The following is a 22622-nucleotide window of genomic DNA, read 5'->3' as shown; positions in this document are numbered from 1 at the left end:
TGTCAGAGTGTTGGGACTGTGGCTGCTTGCTTCCCCGGGTATCGTGTAAGGTGGATTCAAGTAGGGCTGGATGGAGGTAGACCGACGACATGTGGGAAAGATTCAAGAGGGCAATGCGTAGCTTCGCCGGCTTCTTCGTCTCCTCCATCGAGGATCCGGAGCTCATCCTCGAGCAGAACGTTCGCGACCTGAACGACCAGGTTCCGAAGATGAACGAGTCCATCGCCATGGTCCGGGCGAATGTGACGCTGCTCGAGAAGGAGAACGCCAAGTACCTGGAGGACGTGCGCTCGCTGACGGCCAAGGTGAAGGCCGCCATCCAGGCGGGCCGTGACGACCTGGCCGCGCAGTACGCCGCCAAGCTCCAGATTGAGAAGGACGCGCTGGGCCGCAACGAGGCTCAGCTCTCCACCGCCCGCCAGGCCTACGAGAAGGCCCTGACGGTGAAGAAGGCGTTCATGCGCGAGAAGGAGCGCAAGACGCAGGAGGCGATGAACGCCATCCGCGAGGCCCGCCGCGCCAAGTGGCAGGCCAAGGTGGCGGACACCATGGAGTCCTTCACCGTCGCCGGCATCGACTCGACGCACGACGAGATGCTGCGCAAGGTGCAGGAGAAGTCCGCCGTCAACGAGGCCCGCATGCAGATGGCCCTCGAGTCGGTGGACCACATGGCCGTCAACATCGAGGAAGAGGCCGAGAAGATGCAGGCCAACGAGCTCGTGAAGCAGATGAAGATGGAGATGGGCCTGCTCGAGAGCCCCGCGCCCGTGTCGGAAGTGGGTGGCGGCACCGAGAAGACCATCGGCAAGAAGGTGGGGGTGGAGTAGTCCTCCCCCGTAGGGGAAGAGGCCAACGGGACTGACGGATGAAGCTCCACCGCGGGCCAGGCCTCTTCCTCTTCTTCATGCTCTGCGCGCTGGGCGCGGGCTGGGTGCTCGCGTCCCGCCTGGGCTACCTGGACCGGCTCCAGGCGCGCTTCTTCCCCGCCGCTCGCGAGGCGGTGCGCCTGTCGCCGGGTGACTTCCCCGCAGGTGTCGCGGCCCCCGTGGCGGACGTGGCGTCGGTGCCACTGCGGCCCGTGCTCATCGGCTTCACGCCGCGCGGCTCGGCGTCGGCGCTGCTGGTGGCCACTGGCGGCGCGACGACGCTGGACAACCCGGTGCCTCCGGCGGGCGCCGCGCAGGGCTTCCTCAAGACGGCGTATGCGCTGGACGCGCGCGCGGTGCTCTTCGCGCGTGAGGAGGAATTGCGTCAGGCCTTGGCCATTGGAGCGGAGAACGGCGGCGTGGACATGGCCATGCTCTCCGTGGACCGGTTGGCGGCGTGGGCTCCGGGGCTGCGGGACGCGGCGCCGCGCACGTTGCTGCTGGTGGGGCGCAGCCGGGGCCAGGAGGCGCTGGCGGCGGTGGGCGTGCCGGACCTCTCCGCGCTGCGGGGCAAGCGGGTGGGCGTGTATCCGTACAGCTCCTCGCACTACTTCGCGCTGTGGGTGCTGGCGCGCGCGGGCCTGAGGACGACGGACGTGCGCTGGGTGGACCTGCCTTCCACGCTGGACGCGGGCCGCGCGCTGCGCGAGGGCCGGGCGGACGCGGTGGTGGGGCTGTGGGGTGACGTGGAGCTGGCGGCGCGTGACAGGGGCGGGGCGGTGCTGGCCACGACGGCGGATGCGCCGCACCTGGTGGCCACGGTGCTGGTGGCGCGCGGGGACTTCGCGGCGCGCTACCCGGACGCGGTGCGCCGGGTGCTGCGTGGACTGTTGGATGCGGGGCAGAGCGTGTTGAAGGACCCCACGGCGGGGGCGCGGATGCTGGGCGAGGTGGCGCCGTACCTGGGAGACCCGATTGAGGCCATCCGCAGCGCGCCGCCGGCGACGCTGGCGGACAATCGGGCCTTCTTCGGCCTTTCCGGTGAGGCGCCCGTCACCTATGACGAGCTCTTCCAGAGTGCCGCGGCGCTGTTCCAGAAACTGAAGCAGGGACCGCGGGTGCCTCCCGCGGAGGACACGCGTGATCTGGGCGCGTTGAAGTACGTGTCGGAGGCGCGAGGCCCCTGATTCGAGCCCGGTGACGCGGGGAAGGGAAGGACGGACGTGGCGAAGTCGCCCAACTACATCAAGGCCGCATTCATGATGCCCGCCAACCTGGTGGGGTTGAGCACTGCGGCGGCCTCGTCGGCGATGACGGGGGAGCCCCTGCCGATGCTGGTGGCCCTGGGGCTGGAAGGTCTCTACCTGGGCGTCATGTCGTCCATGAAGCGCTTCCAGCGCGCGGTGCGCGCGAAGACGCCGGACGACCCGGAGGCGGCACGCAAGGCGGTGGACGCGCTCCAGTCGGACCTGGCGCCGTCGCAGCGCGAGCACTACCAGCAGCTCCTCGGGCTGAAGGAGAAGATTCTCGCCAACTACAAGAAGCTGCCGGGCGGCAAGGTGCTGGTGGTGGACAGCGAGCCCCGGCTGGACGCGCTGCTCACGTCCTTCCTGCGGCTCATCTCCACGCTGAATCAGTACCGGTCCTACCTCAACAGCTCGGACCGCGAGCACCTGGAGCGCGACGTGCGCGAGCTGGAGGAGGACCTGGCGCGCGAGACGAATCCGCGGCTCAAGGACGTGAAGCAGAACCGCGTGGACATCCTCCGCAAGCGCCTCGCGCGCTTCGAGCAGGCGGGCGAGAGCCGCGAGGTGGTGAGCCACCAACTCGCGGGCATCGAGGACCTGATGCGCCTGACGCATGAGCAGTCGATTGCGATTCGCGACCCGGAGAGCGTCAACCGCCAGCTCACCGTGCTGAGCGCCGAGGCCGAGGCGACCGAGGAGTCCGTGCGGCAGATGGAGCAGTTCCTGGAGTTCTCCGAGGAGACGCGCGGCCCGCTGCCGCACGGGACGCGGGTGCGCTGAGCGCAGGCGCACGGGACGCGGGCGTGTTGAGCGCCATCACCTGCTTGCTCCGCCGGTACTGCCCGGGCGGGATGCCGGCCCAGCGGCGGAACGCCTTGCTGAAGGAAATCTCGGACTCGTAGCCCACGGTGTTCGCGATGTGCGCGAGCGTCTCCGTGGAGCCCGTCAGCAGGCCCGCCGCCACGTGCATGCGCCGGGCGGTGACGTACTCCATGACACCCGAGCCGACGAGCTCTCGGAAGCGGTTGGCGAAGACGGTGCGTGACAGGGCCACCGCCCTCGCGAGTGAAGCCACCGTCCATGCGTCCCCGGGACTCCGGTGCACCAGCGCGAGCGCGTGCGCAATCTGCCGGTCCGTGAGGCCACGCAGCCAGCCGCTGCCGTCCGACGGAAGGCTCGCGGCGTAATCGCGTACGGCCTGCACGAAGACGATGTCCGCGACGCGCTCCGCGATGGTCTGGAAGCCCGGCCGTCCCGAGGTGGCTTCGTCCATCAGCAGGCGGAGCGAGCCTTCGAGCCAGCTCGGCCTGCGCGCGTGGAGCACCGTGGGGAGCGCTTCGACGAAGGGATTGCGGCGTGCGTCGCGGAAGCTGAAGACGCCGTTGATGATGCGCGTGAGTGGGCCCGGGCCGGAGATGCGGAGCCGGTTCAGTCCCTCGATGCGGCTGTCCGGCGTCCAGGCTCCGTCATGGCCGTTGGCTTCCAGCACCTGCTGGAAGGGAATGCGGCGGGCGCTCCGGTCGGACATGAGGGCATGGGGCGTGCCGTGGGGGAACACGACCAGGTCGCCCGGCGCGAGCTCGATGGGCGCGCCGCCTTCGACTTCCAGGAGGCAGCGTCCCTCGACGACGACGTGGAAGGGCGCGCCTCCGGTGGTGCCCTTGTCGAAGCCCCACGGAGCCTGGAACTCGCCCAGGCTCAGCACGGTGCTTTCGAGGCGCAGGTCGCGCAGGACGTCGCTCAGCAGGTCCATGCTCGGGACGATCGGTTAGGAAATCCGTACCCGCAAGCATTCACGTCTCACAGTGAAGCGGCCACTGTGTCCTCCAACAACGTGGAGGAACGCATGCGAGTGTTGATGACAGGGGCCACGGGATTCATCGGCTCACGGGTGGCGGCCCGCTTGAGCGAACGAGGACACACGGTGGTCGCGGCCGTGCGGGACGCGGAGGCAACAGGGCGATTGAGGGCTGAGGGGGTTCCGGCTCAACCGCTCATCGCGTCCCTTGCCGAGGTGGACAGGCTCGCGGACGCGGCGCGGGACTGTGACGCGGTGGTGCATCTCGCGTTCGACTTCGCCTCGGGGCTGGAGGCCGCCATCGAGCGGGACAGAGCCGTGGTCGCGGCGTTCGCTTCCGCGCTCCGGAATACGGACAAGCCGCTCGTGGTGACTTCGGCCACTGGCCTGCTGGGCAACACCGGCGCGACTCCGGTGGACGAGGGCCATCCGCCACAGGAAGGCTTCCGTCTGGCGATTCGCCACCGCGTCGAGGTGGACGTGCTCGCCGAGGCCGCGAAGGGCGTGCGCGCGAGCGTCGTGCGGGTGCCCATCCTCGTGCACACGGCGGCGGGCGGCGGACCCATCGGAAGGCTCATCACCACGGCCCGCCGGACGGGTACTTCGTATTGGATTGGCTCGGGGGAGAACCGGTTGCCCTGTGTCCATCTCGAGGACCTGGTGGACCTCTACGTGCGCGCGCTCGAAGCCGCGCCACCGGGCCACGTGTACAACGGCCACGGCTCGGACCTCACCCTGCGCGAGTTCGCCGAGACGGTGGGCCGTGCCTTCGGAGTGCCCGCGAGGAGCCTCCCGCCCGAGCAGGCCGTGGACCACTTCGGCCCGTTCTTCGCGACGCTCCTCCCCGTGGACAATCGCGTGTCGAACGCGCGAGCACGCACCGAGTTGGGCTGGGAGCCCTACCGCACGCGGCCTTCGCTCGCGGAGGACCTCACCGCGCTGGGGCGGGCGAGCCGCGTCTGAGAGCGAGCCTTCACGCGGCCTTTCAAGCAAGGCCGCGCGAAGTGCTCTCACAAACGACTCAGTACACCGTGCTCTGCCACGGGAACAGGTACGTGAGCGGCAGGTACACGCGGGCGGCCCAGGCGGACTCGGTGTGCCCCGCGCCCTGGGCCACGTTGTAGTACAGGTCCGCGCCCTGCACGTAGCCATCCGCAGCCAACGCGTTGCGCATGCGCGTCGTCTCCGAGAGCCCGTCGTTGTTCGTGCCCGCGTCCAGGTAGAAGCGCAGCGGCAGCTTCACGGTGGACTGCTCCACCTCGACCGTCATCGCCTGGTTGTTCCACCAGAACGAGCTCGACAGCCCCGCCACCTTCGAGAACACGTCCGAGTGCCGGCGGCCGATGTAGAACGACACCAGCCCGCCCAGTGACGAGCCCATCAGCGCGGTATTCGCCTTGCCCGGCAGCGTGCGCAGGTTCGAGTCCACGAAGGGCTTCACGCTCTCCAGGATGAAGCGCTCGTACAGGTCCGCGCCGCCGCCGCCGTAGGTGGCGTCGCAGCAGGGCGTGTACTCGTAGATGCGGTTGGAGCCCGTGTGGTCGATGCCCACGACGATGACTTCGTCCATCTGCCCGTTGCCGATGAGGCTGTTCACTGTCTCGTCCACGCCCCACTCGACGCCGTAGGACGCGGTGGCGGCGTCGAAGAGGTTCTGCCCGTCGTGCATGTAGAGCACCGGGTAGCGCTTGAGCGGATTCTCCGAGTAGCTCGGCGGCAGGTAGAAGCGCAGCGTGCGCGTGTTGCCGAGCTGCGGCGACCAGAAGTTGTCGAACTGCGTCCGAGTGCCCTGGGCCGGGTTGAAGAACGGGTACACGTCCACGGTGGTGCCCGCGCGGACGTGGTAGTTGGCCCCGATGGACCACTTCGTGTCGTTGATGAGCGGCTTGACGTCCACGTCCCCGGCGCTGTTCGGCCACGAGTACGTCCACACGTTGCCGGACGTCCACGTCGCGTTCTGCCCTGTCGTCCAGGACAGCGGGGCCGCGCTGCCGCGGACGGTAATCCGGTTGCCGTAGCCCACGTCGTAGTGGACGCGGAGGGTAGAGGCCACGGCCGGGGTGCTCAGGATGAACGCCAGCAGCAGGCCCGGCACGAGCGCCAGGCGGAGGGGGGACGGAGGCATGGGGTGTGGGTCCTTCCGTGATGCGAGGGGGCAGGGAGGCATCCAGCAGGGCAGGGGACCGCTCAAGAGACTCCCCGGCCACCCTGGTCTGCTTCGTTCGCGCGGGAACGGGCCGGAACAGGACCCGACCTGACAAGGCCTCTCGCGCCCCATGGGCCCTGGAACGCCGGACGCTGGTAACCCACGCCACGCGTGAAACCCGGGCCGGGACGTTGCCTGCCCGTCATCCGCCCCCCTGGCCTGGGGCCGGTCCTACACGCCACCCACGAATAAATTGACTCTCCGGCCCAGCCGTCCTGTCCTGCCGGGATGTTCCGCCGAGCCTGGCTCCCGACCCTCTTCCTCGTGCTCGCCGTCGCGGGCTGCTCACGTTGTGGCAAGGAGGCTGGCCCCACCGGTTCGAGCGCCGCCGCTGGCCCCGCCCGCTATCTCCCGAAGGACGCGCACGCCGCCGTCGTCATCAACGACCTGGGCTCGCTCGGGGAGAAGCTGGCGCGCTTCCAGAACCTCAAGGTCGCCTCGTTCGCCGCGCAGCTCCAGAACTTCTCCTCCGCCGAGGGGTACGTGAACGCGGTGATGCGGCAGGTGGGCGTGGACCTGCGCAGCCGCCAGGCGCTGGAGGCCGCTGGTGTCGCCCCCGCTCGCGGCGCGGGCGCGGCGTTCCTCGGTGGCAACCGCGCCGTCTCCATCCTCGGCGTGAAGGACGCGGACACGTTCCAGGAGACCTTCGCCAAGTTCGCCCGCACGCGCCTGGGCGCTTCGGAGACACAGAAGGCCTCCGTGGACGGCGGCAACCTCGTCACCTTCAACCGCCCCGGCAACACCGAGCCCGCGCTGGGCATCCTCTTCCTGAAGGGCGCGGACTACGCGCTCCTGGGCGCGGGCCCCTCGGTGGCCACGCTGCGTACGCTGGCCACGCTGCCGCAGGAACAGTCGCTCGCGAGCGAGCCCGTGCTGGCCGCATCCCTCGCGCGGCTCCCCAAGGAGCGCGACTTCCACGTGTGGCTGCCCGGTGGCAGCGGCCTGCTCGTGCCGGCCGGCACCGTTCAGGGCATCACCCTCACGGGCCGCATCGAGGAGCGCGCGGTGACGCTCAACGCGGACGCGCCGTGGCCGGACACGCAGGCCTCGCTCGCCGCGTTGGATCCGCTGAAGGACACCTCCGACCTCACGTCCGCGCTGCCCGCGGACAGCTTCCTCGTGGCGCGCTTCCGCGGAGACCCGTCGCACCTCGACGGCGCGTGGCCGTACCTGCTGGGGGGCTACATCACCCGCGCGGTGCAGAAGAGCGGGCTCGACATGAAGACCGAGGTGCTCGACAACCTCAAGCCCGGCATGGTGCTGGGCCTGTCGCTGTCGCCCACGGTGAACCTGGGCATGGGCATGCCCGCGCTCGACTTGCGCCGCACCAACCCGTTCCGCTTCGTGCACCTCGTCGCGCTGGCGGACACCGAGGACGCCGCGAAGACGCAGTCCACGCTGGAGAAGCTGCCCGCCATGGCCGAGGACTTCGGCGCGAAGGTGGAGTCGTCCGACCTGAACGGGCAGCGCGTCTACCTCACGTCCTACCGCGCGGGGGAGGGCGCCCACTTCGCGCTCGGCCCCAACGGACGACTGGTGGTCGCCGCGCCCAAGGCCCGGCTGGAGTCCACGCTGGCCTCGCTCGCGAAGCCTTCCAACGAAAGCCCGGTGGCCGCGGACCTGAAGGACGCCGGCAAGGACGCCGCCTTCTCGCTGGTGCTCGATTTGCGCCGCCTGTCGGACGCGGTGAAGAACCTGCCCTCCGAGGCGTGGGGCATCGGCGGCTTCGCAATCAAAGCCACCACCGTGCGCTGGCTGGAGGCCACCGATGACCTGCGCGCGGTGACGCTGGCCGTGTCGCGCAAGGAGCGGGCCCTGCAGGCGGAACTGTCCCTGCGCCTGACGCCGGCCGCGCCCGGCACCACCACCACCCAGCCGGCCACGCCGTGATTCGCGCTCGCGACGTCGTGAAGGAGTACGTGGACGGGGACGGCACGAAGGTGCGCGTCCTCGACGGTATGTCCCTGGATGTGGAGGACGGGGACTTCGTCGCGGTGGTGGGCCCGTCCGGCAGCGGTAAGTCCACGCTGCTGCATCTCCTGGGCGGGTTGGACGTGCACTACCAGGGCGAGGTCGAGGTGGGCGGCGTGAAGCTGCGCGGCCTGGACGACAAGGCCCTGGCGCGCTTCCGCAACACGCACGTGGGCTTCGTCTTCCAGTCCTTCCACCTCATCCCCAACCTCTCCGCGCTGGAGAATGTGCTCTTGCCGTCGCACTTCGGCGCGCCGCACCTGGACGGCCGCAAGCGCGCGGAGGCGATGCTGGAGCGCGTGGGCCTGGGCGCGAAGAAGGACCGCGCGCCAGTGCGCCTGTCCGGCGGTGAGCGACAGCGCGTGGCCATCGCCCGCGCCCTCTTCAGCGGCCCCAAGCTGCTGCTGTGCGACGAGCCCACGGGCAACCTGGACTCGGCCACCGGCGATGGCGTCATCCAGTTGTTCAAGGAACTGCATCGCGAGGGACTCACCGTGCTCGCCGTCACCCACGAGGAGCGCATGAGCGCCGCGGCCCGGCGCGTGCTGCGACTGAAGGAGGGGCGGCTCGTGGAGGAGCGCGCCGACCTGCACCTGGCCACCCGAGGTGCCCCGTGAGGCTGGACGCGCTGTCCCGGCTGGTGCGGCTGAGCCTCGCGCGCGAGCGCAAGGGCGCCTTCTTCTCCGCCTTCGGCGTGGCCATGGGCGTGGGCGCGCTCGTCTTCTTCCTGGGCCTGGGCCTGGGTGTCGGCCGCGTCATCCGCGAGAAGATCTTCCCCACCGACGCGAGGCTGGTGGACGTGGTGCCCTCGGCGGTGTCGCTGGGCTCGCTGCTCGGCGGCGGCAAGCTGGACGCGGCCACGGTGGACCGGCTGCGCTCGCTGCCCGGCGTGGAGGATGCGTACCGGAAGATGAACGTGCGCGTGCCGGCGGTGACGCGCTACGACGGCGTCTTCTTCGGCACCCGGCTGCGCATGGGCATGGAGGTCCTCGCCGTGGGCGTGGAGCCCGGCCTCGTGAAGGGCGACGTGCAGATGGGCGAGTTCAAGGACCCGAGCGAGGGCCAGCCCATTCCGGCGCTCGTGTCCACTCGCCTGTTGGAGCTGTACAACAAGACCTTCGCCCCGGCGCGCAAGCTGCCGCAGCTCTCCGCGAACATGCTTGTCGGCTTCGGCTTCCCGGTGGAGTTCAACCGCTCCTACGTGGCGGCCACCGGTGGAGGGCCCACCCGCTCCGCGCAGACGCAGGTGGTGGGCGCGTCGGACCGGGCCATGCTCGCCGGCATCACCATTCCCCTCGACACGGCCGTCCGCATCAACCGCGAGGCTGGCGTGGACGCGGAGAACTTCACCGGCGTCACGCTGGTGGCGACGGACCCGTCGCAGGTGCCCGGCATCGTCGACGCGGTGAAGGCCATGGGCCTCGAAATCGACGACCAGGAGCGCCGCATGGCGGAGAACACGGGCGCGGCGGTGGCGCTCGTCACCTCGGCGCTGGCGCTCTTGTCCATCCTCATCTGCCTGCTCGCGGCGGTGAACATCGCCCACGCGCTGTCGGCCTCTGTGCGTGCGCGCGCGAAGGAGATTGGCGTCATGCAGGCGGTGGGCGCGTCGCGCGCGGACGTGCGCGGCATCGTCCTCGCCGAGGCCGCGGTGGTGGGCATCGCCGGAGGCGCCGTAGGCACCGCGGTGGCCCTGCTGCTGGCCTTCGTCGTGAATCGGCTGGCGACGGGCTACCTGCCCAACTTTCCCTTCAAGCCCGACAGCTTCTTCTCCTTCCCCTGGCCGGTGGTGGTGGGGGGCGTGCTGCTGGGCCTCTTCGCCGCGCTCGCCGGGGCGTACTTCCCCGCCCGCCGCGCGGCGGCCACCGACCCGGCGCGTACGCTCGCAGGATGACGCTCCCCTCGCGCAAGACACTGCTCGGCAACGTGCTGAGCCTGGCCGCGCTCGCCTGGATCTACGGCGGCGACCTCATGGATGCCGTGCGCGCCCGGAGCGCGGAGGTGGCCGCCTTCAGCGCGCTGCCCTCGCCGGTGGGGCCCGCACTGGTTCTCTCCCTGGCCGTGCTGGCCGCACTCATCGTCGGGGTGGGCATCGCCCAGGGGAAGGGTGAGGGCTTCAAGGGCTTCCGGCTGCTGCCCATCCTCCTGGTGGGCTCGCTCTTCGCGGACCTGGTGCTGGCGGAGAGCCGCCTGCCGCTGTCCTCGCTGGACGTGGCCTCCATGTCGCTCCAGCACTTCCACAAGCTCGCCCAGGAGATGGCCACGGAGCAGTCCGTGCCGGACGACCCGCGCGTGCTCCAGCCGCTGCTGGAGCAGCTCGGCAAGCCGCCGTACCTCGTGCACGGCGAGCCGGTGGCCGCGTACGCCCTCCAGGTCCGCAAGGACTGCGAGGGCCCCGTGCGCGAGGCCCCGGGTGTCCGCCCTGGAACATTGCTGTACTGCGTTGCCCCCGAGCGAAAAGGGGCCTGGGTGACGCTGGTGGGCCTGCCGGCGGAGCAGCACTTCGGCGCGCCCGCGGTGCTGTCCGTCGGCGGCGAGACGCGCTTCCTCCTGGTGCAGCCCACGCCTCCCGACGAGGAGCCCGAGGCAGAGGCCTTCCGTGACGGCGAGGTGCCCGCCATGGAGGGCCCCGCGCCCGACGCGGGCACCTCCCGCGTCCAGCCCTGAGCCACGGCGGCCGTCCGGAGAGGGGGCGGCCAGCCTGCCTGGCGGGGGGCGGGAGGCTCACCCGTGGTTGACCCTATGGAGTTGCGATCGCTAGGCTCCTAACGAACGGACCCTCCCCCACGTGACGACCACTCAACCGAAGCGTCAGCCCATCCCCTTTGGGAAGTACCTCCTTCTGGACCGCATCAATATCGGCGGCATGGCGGAGGTGTGGCGCGGGAAGCAGTTCGGCGCGAGCGGCTTCGAGCGGCTCGTGGCCATCAAGCGCATCCTGCCGAACATCGCGGAGGACGAAGAGTTCATCTCGATGTTCATCGATGAGGCGAAGATCAGCGTCCAGCTGACGCACGCCAACATCGCGAGCATCTACGAGCTGGGGCAGATCGCGAGCAGCTACTTCATCTCGATGGAGTACATCCCCGGCAAGGACATGCGGGCCATCTTCGACCGCTGCCGGAAGAAGGGGGAGCCCGCGCCGGTGCCGCTGGTGGCCTTCTGCGTGTCCAAGATGTGCGAGGGCCTGGACTACGCCCACCGGAAGAAGGACGGGATGGGGCGGGACATGAACATCGTCCACCGCGACATCTCGCCGCAGAACGTCCTCCTCTCCTACGAGGGCGAGGTCAAGGTCATCGACTTCGGCATCGCCAAGGCGGCGGGCAAGGCCACCAAGACGCAGGCCGGCATCCTCAAGGGCAAGTTCGGCTACATGAGCCCGGAGCAGATCCGCGGCCTGCCGTTGGACAGGCGCTCGGACGTGTTCGCCATCGGCGTGTGCCTCTACGAGATGCTGACCGGTGAGCGCCTCTTCGTGGGCGACAGCGACTTCAGCGTCCTGGAGAAGGTGCGCAAGGCCGAGGTGCCGCCGCCCTCCACGTACAACCGGCGCATCCCCGAGGTGCTGGAGAAGATTGTCCTCCGGGCGCTCGCGAAGGACGTGGACGAGCGCTACCAGTACGCCAGCGAGCTGGGCGACGACCTGCAGCGCTTCCTCATCACCAGCGACACCATCTTCAGCCGCAAGGACCTCGCGCAGTACATGAAGTCCACCTTCGCGGAGGAGGTGGAGCGCGAGAAGCAGCGGCTCCTCGAGTACGCGGACATCAAGCCGCCCGACGGGATGATGGCCGCGCTGGAGGCCGCGTCCTTCAACACCCCGCCGTCCGCGCCCGCCCCCGTGGCCGTGCCGCAGCCGGCCCCCGCGCCGGTGCCGGTGGTGCAGCCGGTGGCCGCGCCGCCGCGCGCGACGGCGTCCATGGGCGTGGTGGCCCCCAGCGGCGGCAACAACGCCAACAACAACGGCGTGCGCCGCTCGCCCACGCTGGCCGCGCTGCCCAAGCTGACGGCGGCCACCGCCGCGCCCGCGCCCAAGGAAGACGAGGTCATGGCCACGCAGCTCGTGTCCAGCGACCACGTCTTCGACGACAGCCCCGAGCCCACCACGCAGCCGGGCGCCAACGTCGGCCGCGCCGTCACCCCGCTGGAGACGCGGGCCGTGCGCCCGGAGGACGAGGAAGAGGAGTCCGTCACCGGCAAGACGGCCGTGCTGCCGCCTCCGTCCTCCTCGCTGCCGCCCTCCGCGCCGCGCCTGTCGCACGCGAGCATGCCCGCCGTGTCGCCGCCCGCGCTGTCGCCGGCCATGCCGCCGCGCGCGTCCATGGGCGTGCCTACGCTGTCGCCGGCGGATGCGCCGTCTTCGTCCTCGCAGCGCCCCTCGCGCGGCGGGGAGGGACTGCCGCGCATCGTCCGCGACGTGCCGCCGGACCTGTCGCAGGGGATTCCGCGCTCGGCGCTGCCGCCGGACGTGTCGCAGGGCATTCCGCGCTCGGCGCTGCCGCCGGAGGTGAACCAGGGGTATTCGCGCCCGCCGCCCGTCATCGGCCAGGGGCCGGGGGCCCGCGCGGGTGCCCCCGTCGCGCATGAGGATGAGGACGACGACCAGGAGCGTCCGACGGCCGCGGTTCCCGCGCTGGCGGGCCGGGGCCTGGACAAGCGCGTGATGCTCTTCGGCGCGCTGGGCCTGGCTGCGCTGCTGGTGCTGGCCGGCGTGGGGTTCATCGTCTCGCGGCCGGGCACCGGCTACATCCTGGTGGACCTGCAGGGAGTGCCGGCCGAGGCCCGCGAGTCCGTGAAGGTGCTGCTGGACACGCAGCAGGTGGCGGTGGGCAAGGAGACGACGCTCCTGAAGGAGGTCACCGCAGGCCAGGTGATGGTCGTGGTGAGCGCGGAGAACTACAAGCCCTTCACGAAGACGGTGGAGGTCGCCAAGGGCAAGGACGTCACCCCCGTCCACGTGGAGCTGGAGAGCATGGTGCGCACGGCGTCCCTGATGCTCGACACCGAGCCCGAGGACGCCGAGGTGAAGGTGGACGGCAAGGTGGTGCGCCCGCGCGGCCGCAAGGACCGCTTCATCAAGAACGTGCCCATCTCGGGGCAGGAGTGGGCGGTAGAGGTCAGCGCTCCGGAGTTCAAGACGGCGTCGCAGAAGGTCGCCGTGTCCGGGAGTGACCCCGCCGAGGTGGCCCTCAAGCTGCAGCCCCTCGTGGTGAAGGTGCCCGTCCGGGTCGACTCCAAGCCGGCTGGCGCCGCCATCTTCGTGAACGGCCAGGACCTGGGGGTTACCCCGGCGGTCGTCCAGGTGCCCGCCGGCACCCGGCAGATCCAGCTCAAGCTGAAGTGCCACGACGAAGCCTCGGTCGACGTGCCAGACTCCGAGCCGGGGCAGGGAGCGGCCACCGCGCGGGTTTCCCTCAAGCGGCAGCGCGGCTGCCGTTAGCCCCAGGTCCGCTCCCTCCGGGGGGCGGGCCAGCCTGCTCCCCGGACGGAGGAGCGAGAGGAGGCGTGTGTCTGTGAGCAAGGTGCGCAAGGTCAACAAGGCGGATCCGCTGGCGGATCTGCCCCGCTGGGCGCAGCAACTGGCCCGGAAGTACTACACGAAGACGGTCAGCACGTTCCTGCTGTACGGGGCCGTGCGGGACTTGCAGCCCCTGCAGATGGAGGACGGCAGCCGCGGGTTCGGCACCTTGAAGACGTTCCTCTCCGAGGAACTCTTCGGCGGCCGGGACCACGTCCTCTTCTATGACCGCTCGTCGGGTGTCCGCTCCGCCACCCCGGAGACGCAGAAGGACCTGATGCGGACGCTGTCCGGCTACGACGCGATGTACGGCACGGACTACGCCAAGGTCATGCCGCGCGATCCGGGCCGGGCGCTCCAGATTCTGGAGAACTTCCTGCGCATGCGCGTGAGCGAGGGCAAGTCCCTGGCGCTCATCATCGACTTCGCGGAGACGCTGGTGCCGGGCGGGGAGATTTCCCACCTGTCCTCCGAGGACCGCTTCGTGCTGGCCACGCTGGACCGGTGGGCGCACGACCCGCAGTTCCTCGCGGGCGACGTGTCGGTCGTGCTGCTCGCGGAGAACCTCGCGGACATCTCCCCGCGCATCAGCCGCAACCCCTATGCGGCGCCGATTGAGCTGCCCCTCCCCACCGAGGAGGAGCGGCTGGAGTACGTGCGCTACAAGCTGGAGGGCAAGCGGCTCCAGTCGCTGTCGGACGTGCCGCTGGCGGGCCTGGCGAAGATGACGGCGGGCCTGTCCCGCATCAACCTGGACCGTGTCCTCACCGAGGCGCTGGAGCGCGAGGTGCGGATTACGCCCGAGCTCCTCAAGGAGAAGAAGAAGGAGATCATCCAGGCGGAGTGCCACGGCCTGCTGGAGTTCATCGAGCCGGCGCACACGCTGGAGTCGGTGGCCGGGCACGGCAAGGCGAAGGAGATGCTGCGGCAGGCCGCCAGCGCCCTGAAGAAAGGACGCCTGGAGGTGATGCCCATGGGCTACCTGCTCACGGGCCCGGTGGGCACGGGCAAGACGTTCATGGTGAGCTGCTTCGCCGGGGAGATTGGCATCCCCGTGGTGAAGTTCCTCAACTTCCGCAGCCAGTGGCAGGGCGTCACCGAGTCCAACCTCGAGAAGATCTTCAACCTGCTCAAGGCCCTGTGGCCGGTGGCGGTGATGATCGACGAGGCGGACACGTTCCTCGGCAACCGCGACTCCGGTGGCGACTCGGGGACGAGCAGCCGCGTGTTCGGCTCCATTGCGTCCTTCATGGGCAACACGCAGTACCGCGGCAAGATTGTCTGGTTCCTGATGACGGCGCGCCCGGACCTGCTGCCCATCGACTTGAAGCGCCAGGGCCGCGCGGAGGAGCACATCGCGCTCTTCTATCCGCAGACGGACGCGGAGCGGGACGAGCTCTTCAAGGTCATGTCCAAGAAGACGGGCGTGGCGGTGGAGGGCGTGGAGTCCTTCGCCACGCTGATTCCGGAGGGTGTGCGCGCCTTCAGCGGCGCGGACATCGAGGCCGTCATGGTGCGCTCGAAGTTCCGCGCGCTGGCGGCGGGCCGCGAGTCGGTGGGCAAGGAGGACGTGGCGGCGGTGCTTGCGGACTTCGTGCCCCCCAGCTACCCGCTCGAAATCGAGCTGCAGAACCTGGTGGCGGTGCAGGAGTGCACCAGCCGCGAGCTGCTGCCCGAGGGCTTCCGCAAGCTGGACCGCGACTTCATCACCCGCCGCGTGCGTGAGCTGAAGGCGCTGCTGGAGTCGTAGTCGGCTGAAGGTCGTCCACGTGCTCCACGATGGCCACGCGGTCTCCCGCGGAGAGCGCGTCGTGGAGCACGAGGATGGCCTCATTCGAGTGACGGATGCAGCCGTGGGACACGTCCGCGCCGAGCATGGCGGGGGCGTTCGTTCCGTGCAGCTCCTCGCCGGAGTGGCGCCCATCCGCCCAGGACAGGTCGAGGATGCGCACGCCGAAGACGTGCGCGTCGTTCCAGAGGCGTGCGCCCGCGACCTCGGCGGCGGCCTGGTCCAGCTTCGCGCGGATGACCTTGAGGCCCGTGCGCGTCGGCGTGGCGGTCGCGCCCGTGGCGTTGGGGAAGATGTCCACGAGGCGCCCCTCCGGGTCGAAGAGGAAGGTGCGGTGCTCTCGCAGGGCCACCACGACGCGGACGGGTTGGCCATCGAAGAAGGAGGAGGGAAGTCCCCGGGACTGGCCTCGAGCACCCGGAGCGGGGGCCAGGGCGTCCAGTGCGCGCAGGGTGGTAGCGTCCAGCGTGCCCGTGGGCCGCACGGCGGGGAAGGTGCGCGAGGCATGGACCTGGAAGTTGCGGAGCGCTCGCGCGGTCTGCTGACCGAAGGCGCCGTCCGCGCCGCCGTGGAGCGCGAAGCCCATGTCGAGGAGCGCGGTCTGCACGGCGCGCAGGCCGTCGCCCTTCGCGCCGGACCCGAGGACCTGCTGCCCCGAGGCTACGTCCGCGAGCTGGGGCAGGCCCGTGAAGCGCGCGTTGGACGGAGGCTCCGGCAGGCGGAGTAGGGCAGAGGGCGCGGCCTGCGACGGTGGTTGTGGCAGGCGGGGCACGGCTGAGCTCGCAGTCTGGGACGGTGGCTGCGGCAGGCGGAGCGGTGCTGGGGTCACCGCCTGGATGGGTAGCTCTGGGAGTCGGGACAATGCCGTGGCCGAAGCCCGAAGCGAGGGGAAGCCGGCGGAGGCGCCCGCGACATTGAGCGGGCCCGATGCTTCCGGAATGCGATTCGCCTCGGAGGTGCCAGCTCCGTCAGGCGGCGCTGTTATCGACACCCTCGTTGATGCATCAGCCCGCGAGCCGTTCGCCGTCCCATAGAGCGGACGACCATCCATCAGCTGGCTGGCATTCGGCTGCGCGGACGGCGGCTTCGGTGCAGCGGATGCTGCCCGGGTCGTGGCGTCTTCCTTCGGAGGTCCGCCTTGAACGTCAGGTGAGGAGAGCGGTGAGCGTGCGTCGGTGGCAGAGATGGATGGGGTCATCCCCGCCCACAGTGCAAATCACCCGCCCAGGCTCACGGCGCGCTCAGATTGAGCAGCTTGCCCACGGGGATGGTGCGGTGGTCCTTGATGTTGTTCCACCGCATGATGTCCTCGACGGAGACGCTGTAGCGCTGCGCCACGGACCAGAGCGTCTCGCCCTCGGCGAGCGCGTGCGTGCGGGCCGCCGGCTTGGAGCCCAGCGTCTTCGCCACCACCGTGCCGGAGCGCTCCTGCACCTGCGCCGTGGCCACATTGCCCTCCGGCCACACGTATAGCAGCGAGCCCACCTGCAGCGTCGGGTTGCGCCGGGTGAGGCCGTTCCACTTCTTCAGGTCCTCCACCGTCACGTTGAACTTCGTCGCCACCACCCAGAGGCTGTCGCCGGACTGCACGCCGTACGTCACGCGCGTCTTGCCGTTCACCTTCTCCGTCTTCACCGGCCCCGCGGCCACCGGCCCCTTCGGCGTGCCCGCCGGCACCTCGTCCTCGGGCCGCACCACCACGCCGCTGCGCCGCGCCTGCGCCACCTTGTTCGCCAGCGCGCCGCCCGCCGTGCCGCTGCCGCCCTTGCCCGTGGGCACCGGAATCACCAGCTCCGCGCCCAGCTTCAGCGTCCGCACCGACTTGAGCTGGTTCATCTGCAGAATCGCCTCGGACGCCGTGCCGTACCGCTCCGCGATCTGCGACAGCGTGTCCCCGCGCTTCACCTTGTGAATCTTGAAGGCCAGCCGCTCGGCGGGGGCCATCTTCTTGTAGTTCTCCGCGAACCGCTCGCCCGCGCCCTTCGGCACCCGAAGCTTGTATGGGTTCTTCGTCGTCGCGGGCGGCGTGCACCAGCGGCGCAGCTCCGGGTTCAGGTCCTGGATGTCCTTGACGCCCACTCCCGCCGCCCGCGCCACCACGTCCAGGTCCGCCGCATCCGTCAAATCCACGTCGTCGAACTCGAGCACCGGCTCGGGCTCGAACTCTTCTTCAGCGAAGCCGAAGGCCGTCGGATTCTTGGCCACCAGCGCCGCGGCGATGAGCTTGGGCACGTAGTGCTTCGTCTCCTTCGCCAGCCCGCGCTCCTCGGAGAGCAGCCAGAAGTCTCTGGTGCCGTGCTTCTCCACCATGCGCCGCACGCGCCCGGAGCCCGTGTTGTACCCGGCCCACGCCAGGTACCAGTGCCCCAGCTCATTCTTGAGGTCCTTCAGGTACGACGCCGCCGCGCGCGTGGCCTTGATGGGGTCTCTCCGCTCGTCCACCCAGAAGTCCTGCTTCAGCCCGTACTGCTTGCCGGTGCTCGAGATGAACTGCCACGGCCCCGCCGCGTGCGCCCACGAGTACGCATTGGCCGAGAAGCCGCTCTCAATCATCGCCAGGTACACCGTGTCCTTCGGCAGCCCGTACTGCTCCAGAATCGGCTGCATCACCGGCATGTACCGCGCGCCGCGCGACATCCACTTGCGGAACCAGCGCCGGCCCGGGCCCTGGAAGAACTGGATGTACTGCGCCACCAGCGGCTGCATCTCCACCGGGATGTCGTAGCGGTCCTGAATCTGCCCGACGTCGAAGTTGGCCAGGTCCGTGATGAGCGGCAGCGCCTCGGGCGTGTCGTCCTCGCGGAAGGTGGGCTCGTCCAGCGCGTCCAGCATCCGCATGCGCAGCGGGTTGGCGAGCCCCAACCGCCGCAGCGACTGCATGACCTCCGCGTTGGGACGCGCCTGCGGGTCCAACGCCGCGCCCTCGAGCGCGCGCAGCTCCTCCAGCTCCGCGGACTCGGCTTCCACCTCCTCGCTGGTGGCTTCCTCCTCTTCCACCGCGGGCTCCTCGGCGGCGGTGGCCTCGGTGGCGGCGGGAGGAACCTCACCCGTCAGCAGACGCTTCTCATCCGTGGCCAGCACCCGCATGCCCGGAGGAGGCGGGGGCATGGGCGGAGGGGCGCCCTCCGAGGCGGGAACCGAGGCCAGGGCGAGCAGCAGGAGGGGAAGATGCGGCATGGAGTCGCGAACCGAACCTGAGGGCGCCCAGAAGCAGGCGGAACCCCGAAGTATTCGCGCTTTTTCTTGACAGTCAAACAAGGAGTCGCGGCGTATGGTCCCCGCAGGACGCCCTGTAGGAGAAGGCGTCCAGGCGAGCCCAGGAACTACGGCGCGGACTTCTTGCTATTCGCTGGCTTCCCGTGCCCCGGCCCGAGGATTCGCGGCAGGTACGTCGCGAAGTCGAAGTGGGGCGAGTTCTCCGGGTTGTGGCAGGTGATGCACACCGACTCGCCCGGCGAGGCGAGGATGTTGTCGGTGGACGGCGCGTCCTCGTGCAGCGAGCCCGGGCCGTGGCAGCTCTCACAGCCCACGCTCTCGCGGCCGGCCACCTTGTCCAGCCGGCACACGCCGCCGGGCTGCTGATAGCCCGTCACGTGGCAGCTCACGCAGTTGAGGTGGAACTGCTTGCCCTGGGCCTCCAGCGTCTCCCAGCCGTGGGGGTGCTTCGTCCTCTCGTAGACGGGGAACGCGTCCTCATGGCAGGTGCGGCACGAGTCGTTGCCCACGAAGGCCGCCTCGCCCTTCTTCGGCTTGGGGCAGTCCTGGCCGTGCTCCTTCGCCCAGGCGAGGTTCATCTTCCCCACGTCCGCGTCGTACGCCGTCACCAGCGCCTGCGCGTCCGGGTTGGACGGGAGGCCCGACTCCAGCGCGACGAAGCGCAGCGTGAAGCCGTTGGTGTCACCCGGCGGCGCGGCGGGCGCCGTCAGCAGCGCCTGCTTGCGGGCCACCAGCTCGTCCCGCTTGCCCTGCTTCAGCGCCTTCAGCTTCGGGTCCACGCCGGGCAGGGTGATGTCCTTGTCCAACAGGGCGAGGCGCTGGTCCAGCGCCGCCACCTCGCGCTCCGTGTCGCCCTGGCCCTTCCGCGGCGAGAAGGGGCCCGGCTTCGGCGCGTAGCCCAGGTCCACGCGCAAGAGCGAGCGACCCTTGCTCTGCAGCCCCACCACCGGCACCGCGGCGCGCACCAGCTTGTTCTGCTCGCCGCTGAGCTCCGAGGCGGTGCGCGTGGCCACCACCACGTCCGCCTTCAGGCCCGGCCGGTCCGCCGCCGCCTGCGCCGCGTCCAGCGTGGCGTCCAGCAGGGCCAGCACGAAGTCCGCCCCTTCCGCGCGGGCGCGGGCGCTGGCCTCCACGAGCTGTTCCGGCGTCTCGGCGGCCACCACTCCCACCTTGCGCGCGCCCGCGGGCAGCACCTTCACCGCGCCCGGGGGCAGCTCTGGCAGGCCCAGCCCCTGGCGGAAGGCCGCGCCGCGCGTCTCGTCCAGCGGGCCGGTGGCGCGCACGGACAGCCCCATCAGCCGCATGGCGTCCGCCAGGGCCTTGGCTTTTCGCTCCTCCTGCGGGACCTGGGCGGGCTTCAGCTCGGGCTCGCCGAAGAGGCTGTTGCCACCGTCGATGTAGAGGACGGGCAGGGCGCCCTTGCGCGCCTCCGCCACCTGCGCCGCCGCGCGGGCGATGCCGCCGCGCATGTTCTCGCTGCAGCCGCACGGGCCCAGGTAGCCGCGCGTGTCCGCGGAGACGAAGAGGACGGCTCCCGGCGCGTTGCTGCCGGGCGCCGTGGCCGCGGGCGTGGACGGAGTGGTGCCGGCTTCCGGGGCGGCGGGCGGCGCCGATTCCTTGCGCATGCACCCGGCGAGCGACGCGCCCAGCAGCGCGGCGACGAGGACGCGGCGCATGGGCGTCACCAGAGGATGCTCTGCACCAACTCGTCGATCTTCTCGCCCATCGCCTCCAGGCCGTTCACCTTGGAGAGCGAGCCGTCGGCGCCGACCTGCTCGGCCAGCTTGGACAGCTCGTCGTCCGGGAGACTGGAGAATAGGACGATGGGGATGTCCTGCGTGCCGTACTCGTTCTTGAGCGTGCGGCAGATGTCCGTGCCCTTGGCCTCGGGCATGTGGATGTCGGTCAGGATGAGGTCCGGCCGCCAGCTCTGGAGCGTCTTCTCGAACTCCATCAGGGTCGAGGTGGCGACGACCTCGTAGCCCCGCGCCTCGAGCACCGCCTTCTCCATGGCGAGCGTGATTTCGCTGTCGTCAATCAGGAGGATTCTTCGCTTCTCGGACACGGCGACCTTCCTTGGGGCCGTTTCTATCCTACCCCCAACCGTCACACCAACGGTTTCCCATGCCTTGAGATGGGGACGGATGCTCCCATGTCCGGCTGTCCACCGTCGCACGCTCGGCCGCCCGAGGGGCAGCCCCGGTTCTTCCGGCGTGACGCTCGAAACGGAGTATGGAAGGACCTCATGATGCACCGTGACACCCGGAGCCTGAGAGCCCTCCTCCTCGTCTGGAGCGTCGTGTGGAGCCTGCCCGCCGCCGCGCTCAACAACGGCCTGGGGCAGCCGCCCCCCGGAGTGGACCGGCAGACGCCCCATTCCACGGTCCAGGGCTTCCTTGCCGCTGCCCACCGGGGTGACTACGCCATTGCCGCCCACTACCTGGATTTGGACTTCATCCCCCGCGCCGAGCAGGCCGAGCGCGGCTACCAGCTCGCCCGCCGGCTGAAGTACGTGTTGGACCGGAAGCTGGCGGTGGACCTGTCCTCCCTCAGCAAGGAGCCGGCGGGGGACCCGGCGGACGCGCGGACGGACCTGCTGGGCACCATTCCCCTGGAGGGCGCCAACGTCCCCATCCGCGTGCAGCGGGTGACGTCGGAGGGCGCGCTGGTGTGGGTGTTCAGCGAGTCCACCGTGCGGCAGGTGGATCCGCTCTTCGCGGAGTACGGCCCGCGCGTGGCCGAGTTCCTCCCGCCCATCTTCTTCTCCAACCCGGTGCTGGGGCTGGAGCTGTGGCAGTGGCTGGGCCTGCTGGTGGTGCTGCTGGGCAGCTTCGTGCTCTCGGTGGTGGTGGAGCGGCTGCTGCTGGCGTTCGCCCTTCGGCTGGCGCGCTGGACGCGCATCTCCTGGGACGACGAGATGGTGTCCGCGGGCCGGGGGCCGCTGAAGCTGGTCGTCTTCGCCGCGCTGCTCGTCGCGGGCACCGCGTTCCTCCGCCTTCCGCAGCCGGTGCAGACGTTCTTCAACCGGGTGGGCTACTCGCTGGGCGTCATCTCCCTGGCGTGGTTCATCCTGCGCTTCCTCCGCGTGTCCGCCGCCTTCGTGCAGACCCGCGTGTCCGCGGAGATGAAGGACGCCTCTCGCGCTCGCAGCGTCAGCACGCAGCTGGTGGTGCTGCGCTCCATCTTCGAGGTGGCCACCTACGTCATCGCCGTCGCGCTGCTGCTCATCCAGTTCGACGTGGTGCGCAGCGTGGGCGTGTCCCTGCTCGCCTCGGCCGGCATCGCCGGTATCGTGCTCGGCCTCGCGGCGCAGAAGTCCATCTCCACGCTGCTGGCCGGCATCCAGCTCTCCATCACCCAGCCCATCCGCATCGGCGACCAGGTGGTGGTGGAGAGCGAGTTCGGCACCATCGAACAGATTACGCTCACCTACGTGGTGCTGCGCGTGTGGGACCAGCGCCGCATGGTCATCCCCATCACCCAGTTCCTCGACAAGCCCTTCCAGAACTGGAGCAAGGGCAAGACGCCGGAGATGCTCGGCGCCGTCACCCTCCAGGTGGACTACTACACGGACATCAACGCCCTGCGCGCGGAGCTCACGCGCATCCTGGAGAACGAGGGGCGGCAGATGTGGGATGGCCGCGTGGGCAGCGTGGTGGTGCTGGAGGTGGAGGACCGGACGCTCACCGTCCGGGCGCTGGTGAGCGTGGCCAACTCGGACCTGCTCTTCGACTTGCGCGCCCTGGTGCGCGAGCGGCTGGTGGAGTTCCTCCGGAACAACCCGCAGTGGCTGCCCATTACGCGCACCGAGGCCCGCCAGGTGCCCCCGCCGCAGCCGCCTTCGGACGGGAGGCAGGCGCCTCCTCCCTCGACTCCTCCCCGGGCCTGAATTCCTGGAACTCCAGCCACTTGGGGGCCCATGCGGCAGGGAGTCCTTGCCTGTCGGGCAGGGCCCCTTGAATATTCCGTGTGCCGCGCCGTCAGAGCGCACGAATTCACGCACCTACT

General features: G+C 70.1%; 17 protein-coding genes. 11 read left to right on the top strand and 6 right to left on the bottom strand.

Annotated elements, in window-relative coordinates:
* Positions 1 to 89 precede the first annotated feature (89 nt).
* The 3 genes from ACVTJA_RS40060 to ACVTJA_RS40050 are packed head-to-tail and all read left to right on the top strand — an operon-like array spanning position 90 to position 2893.
* A complete protein-coding gene (locus ACVTJA_RS40060; RefSeq protein ID WP_465828355.1) occupies positions 90 to 827 on the top strand; it encodes a PspA/IM30 family protein in 738 nt (245 codons plus the stop codon).
* 38 nt (positions 828 to 865) lie between these two features.
* Complete coding sequence (locus ACVTJA_RS40055; protein WP_465828354.1) at positions 866 to 2053, top strand: ABC transporter substrate-binding protein; 1188 nt, start codon at positions 866 to 868, stop codon at positions 2051 to 2053.
* Between the two features lie 36 nt (positions 2054 to 2089).
* Positions 2090 to 2893 carry a hypothetical protein gene (locus ACVTJA_RS40050; protein WP_465828351.1) on the top strand — a complete coding sequence of 268 codons (804 nt, stop codon included), beginning with the start codon at positions 2090 to 2092 and terminating at the stop codon, positions 2891 to 2893.
* On the opposite strand, the gene ACVTJA_RS40045 is transcribed toward ACVTJA_RS40050, so the two are convergent.
* Positions 2775 to 3866, bottom strand: a complete 1092-nt coding sequence (locus tag ACVTJA_RS40045) for an AraC family transcriptional regulator (protein ID WP_465828349.1) — start codon at positions 3864 to 3866, stop codon at positions 2775 to 2777. The genes ACVTJA_RS40050 and ACVTJA_RS40045 overlap by 119 nt on opposite strands.
* A 93-nt stretch (positions 3867 to 3959) precedes the next feature.
* Here ACVTJA_RS40045 and ACVTJA_RS40040 point away from each other — a divergent pair, with 93 nt between their 5' ends.
* On the top strand, positions 3960 to 4874 hold the full coding sequence (locus ACVTJA_RS40040; protein ID WP_465828347.1) for an NAD-dependent epimerase/dehydratase family protein: 915 nt from the start codon (positions 3960 to 3962) through the stop codon (positions 4872 to 4874).
* A gap of 58 nt (positions 4875 to 4932) precedes the next feature.
* On the opposite strand, the gene ACVTJA_RS40035 is transcribed toward ACVTJA_RS40040, so the two are convergent.
* The gene (locus ACVTJA_RS40035) at positions 4933 to 6036 is read right to left on the bottom strand and encodes an alpha/beta hydrolase (RefSeq protein ID WP_465828345.1); all 1104 of its coding nucleotides are present in this window, start codon (positions 6034 to 6036) and stop codon (positions 4933 to 4935) included.
* Positions 6037 to 6345: 309 nt separating this feature from the next.
* Here ACVTJA_RS40035 and ACVTJA_RS40030 point away from each other — a divergent pair, with 309 nt between their 5' ends.
* From ACVTJA_RS40030 to ACVTJA_RS40005, 6 genes are all read left to right on the top strand, one after another.
* Complete coding sequence (locus ACVTJA_RS40030; protein WP_465828343.1) at positions 6346 to 8007, top strand: hypothetical protein; 1662 nt, start codon at positions 6346 to 6348, stop codon at positions 8005 to 8007.
* Positions 8004 to 8705, top strand: coding sequence for an ABC transporter ATP-binding protein (locus ACVTJA_RS40025; protein WP_465828342.1), 702 nt, complete (start codon positions 8004 to 8006; stop codon positions 8703 to 8705). Before ACVTJA_RS40030 ends, ACVTJA_RS40025 begins: the two co-directional genes overlap by 4 nt.
* Positions 8702 to 9982 (top strand): ABC transporter permease, encoded by a 1281-nt coding sequence (locus ACVTJA_RS40020; RefSeq protein WP_465828340.1) that lies wholly within the window; start codon positions 8702 to 8704, stop codon positions 9980 to 9982. Before ACVTJA_RS40025 ends, ACVTJA_RS40020 begins: the two co-directional genes overlap by 4 nt.
* On the top strand, positions 9979 to 10755 hold the full coding sequence (locus ACVTJA_RS40015; RefSeq protein WP_465828338.1) for a hypothetical protein: 777 nt from the start codon (positions 9979 to 9981) through the stop codon (positions 10753 to 10755). Before ACVTJA_RS40020 ends, ACVTJA_RS40015 begins: the two co-directional genes overlap by 4 nt.
* A gap of 121 nt (positions 10756 to 10876) precedes the next feature.
* A complete protein-coding gene (locus ACVTJA_RS40010; RefSeq protein WP_465828336.1) occupies positions 10877 to 13531 on the top strand; it encodes a protein kinase domain-containing protein in 2655 nt (884 codons plus the stop codon).
* A 73-nt stretch (positions 13532 to 13604) separates the two neighbouring features.
* On the top strand, positions 13605 to 15359 hold the full coding sequence (locus tag ACVTJA_RS40005) for an ATP-binding protein (protein WP_465840638.1): 1755 nt from the start codon (positions 13605 to 13607) through the stop codon (positions 15357 to 15359).
* Here ACVTJA_RS40005 and ACVTJA_RS40000 read toward each other — a convergent pair.
* The 4 genes from ACVTJA_RS40000 to ACVTJA_RS39985 form a co-directional block, all read right to left on the bottom strand.
* Positions 15316 to 16161 carry a L,D-transpeptidase family protein gene (locus ACVTJA_RS40000; RefSeq protein ID WP_465840637.1) on the bottom strand — a complete coding sequence of 282 codons (846 nt, stop codon included), beginning with the start codon at positions 16159 to 16161 and terminating at the stop codon, positions 15316 to 15318. The two genes, ACVTJA_RS40005 and ACVTJA_RS40000, sit on opposite strands and share 44 nt — an antisense overlap.
* A gap of 467 nt (positions 16162 to 16628) precedes the next feature.
* On the bottom strand, positions 16629 to 18575 hold the full coding sequence (locus tag ACVTJA_RS39995) for a lytic transglycosylase domain-containing protein (protein ID WP_465828335.1): 1947 nt from the start codon (positions 18573 to 18575) through the stop codon (positions 16629 to 16631).
* Between the two features lie 146 nt (positions 18576 to 18721).
* Positions 18722 to 20290, bottom strand: coding sequence for a multiheme c-type cytochrome (locus ACVTJA_RS39990; protein ID WP_465828333.1), 1569 nt, complete (start codon positions 20288 to 20290; stop codon positions 18722 to 18724).
* A 5-nt stretch (positions 20291 to 20295) separates the two neighbouring features.
* A complete protein-coding gene (locus ACVTJA_RS39985) occupies positions 20296 to 20679 on the bottom strand; it encodes a response regulator (protein ID WP_120202605.1) in 384 nt (127 codons plus the stop codon).
* A gap of 180 nt (positions 20680 to 20859) precedes the next feature.
* On the opposite strand from ACVTJA_RS39985, the gene ACVTJA_RS39980 reads away from it, so the two are divergent.
* Complete coding sequence (locus ACVTJA_RS39980; protein ID WP_465828329.1) at positions 20860 to 22503, top strand: mechanosensitive ion channel family protein; 1644 nt, start codon at positions 20860 to 20862, stop codon at positions 22501 to 22503.
* The last annotated feature ends 119 nt before the right edge of the window (positions 22504 to 22622 follow it).

The organism is Pyxidicoccus sp. M6 (assembly GCF_055568925.1).
Note: the sequence above shows the minus strand (reverse complement) of the source record. Positions and strands in the feature narration are given on the sequence as shown.

Bases quoted from the DNA above. Each gene is read 5' to 3' on its own strand.
- ACVTJA_RS40060 (WP_465828355.1), top strand. From the start codon at position 90: ATGTGGGAAAGATTCAAGAGGGCAATGCGTAGCTTCGCCGGCTTCTTC.
- ACVTJA_RS40055 (WP_465828354.1), top strand. From the start codon at position 866: ATGAAGCTCCACCGCGGGCCAGGCCTCTTCCTCTTCTTCATGCTCTGC.
- ACVTJA_RS40045 (WP_465828349.1), bottom strand. From the start codon at position 3,866: ATGGACCTGCTGAGCGACGTCCTGCGCGACCTGCGCCTCGAAAGCACC.
- ACVTJA_RS40040 (WP_465828347.1), top strand. From the start codon at position 3,960: ATGCGAGTGTTGATGACAGGGGCCACGGGATTCATCGGCTCACGGGTG.
- ACVTJA_RS40035 (WP_465828345.1), bottom strand. From the start codon at position 6,036: ATGCCTCCGTCCCCCCTCCGCCTGGCGCTCGTGCCGGGCCTGCTGCTG.
- ACVTJA_RS40030 (WP_465828343.1), top strand. From the start codon at position 6,346: ATGTTCCGCCGAGCCTGGCTCCCGACCCTCTTCCTCGTGCTCGCCGTC.
- ACVTJA_RS40015 (WP_465828338.1), top strand. From the start codon at position 9,979: ATGACGCTCCCCTCGCGCAAGACACTGCTCGGCAACGTGCTGAGCCTG.
- ACVTJA_RS39995 (WP_465828335.1), bottom strand. From the start codon at position 18,575: ATGCCGCATCTTCCCCTCCTGCTGCTCGCCCTGGCCTCGGTTCCCGCC.
- ACVTJA_RS39990 (WP_465828333.1), bottom strand. From the start codon at position 20,290: ATGCGCCGCGTCCTCGTCGCCGCGCTGCTGGGCGCGTCGCTCGCCGGG.
- ACVTJA_RS39980 (WP_465828329.1), top strand. From the start codon at position 20,860: ATGATGCACCGTGACACCCGGAGCCTGAGAGCCCTCCTCCTCGTCTGG.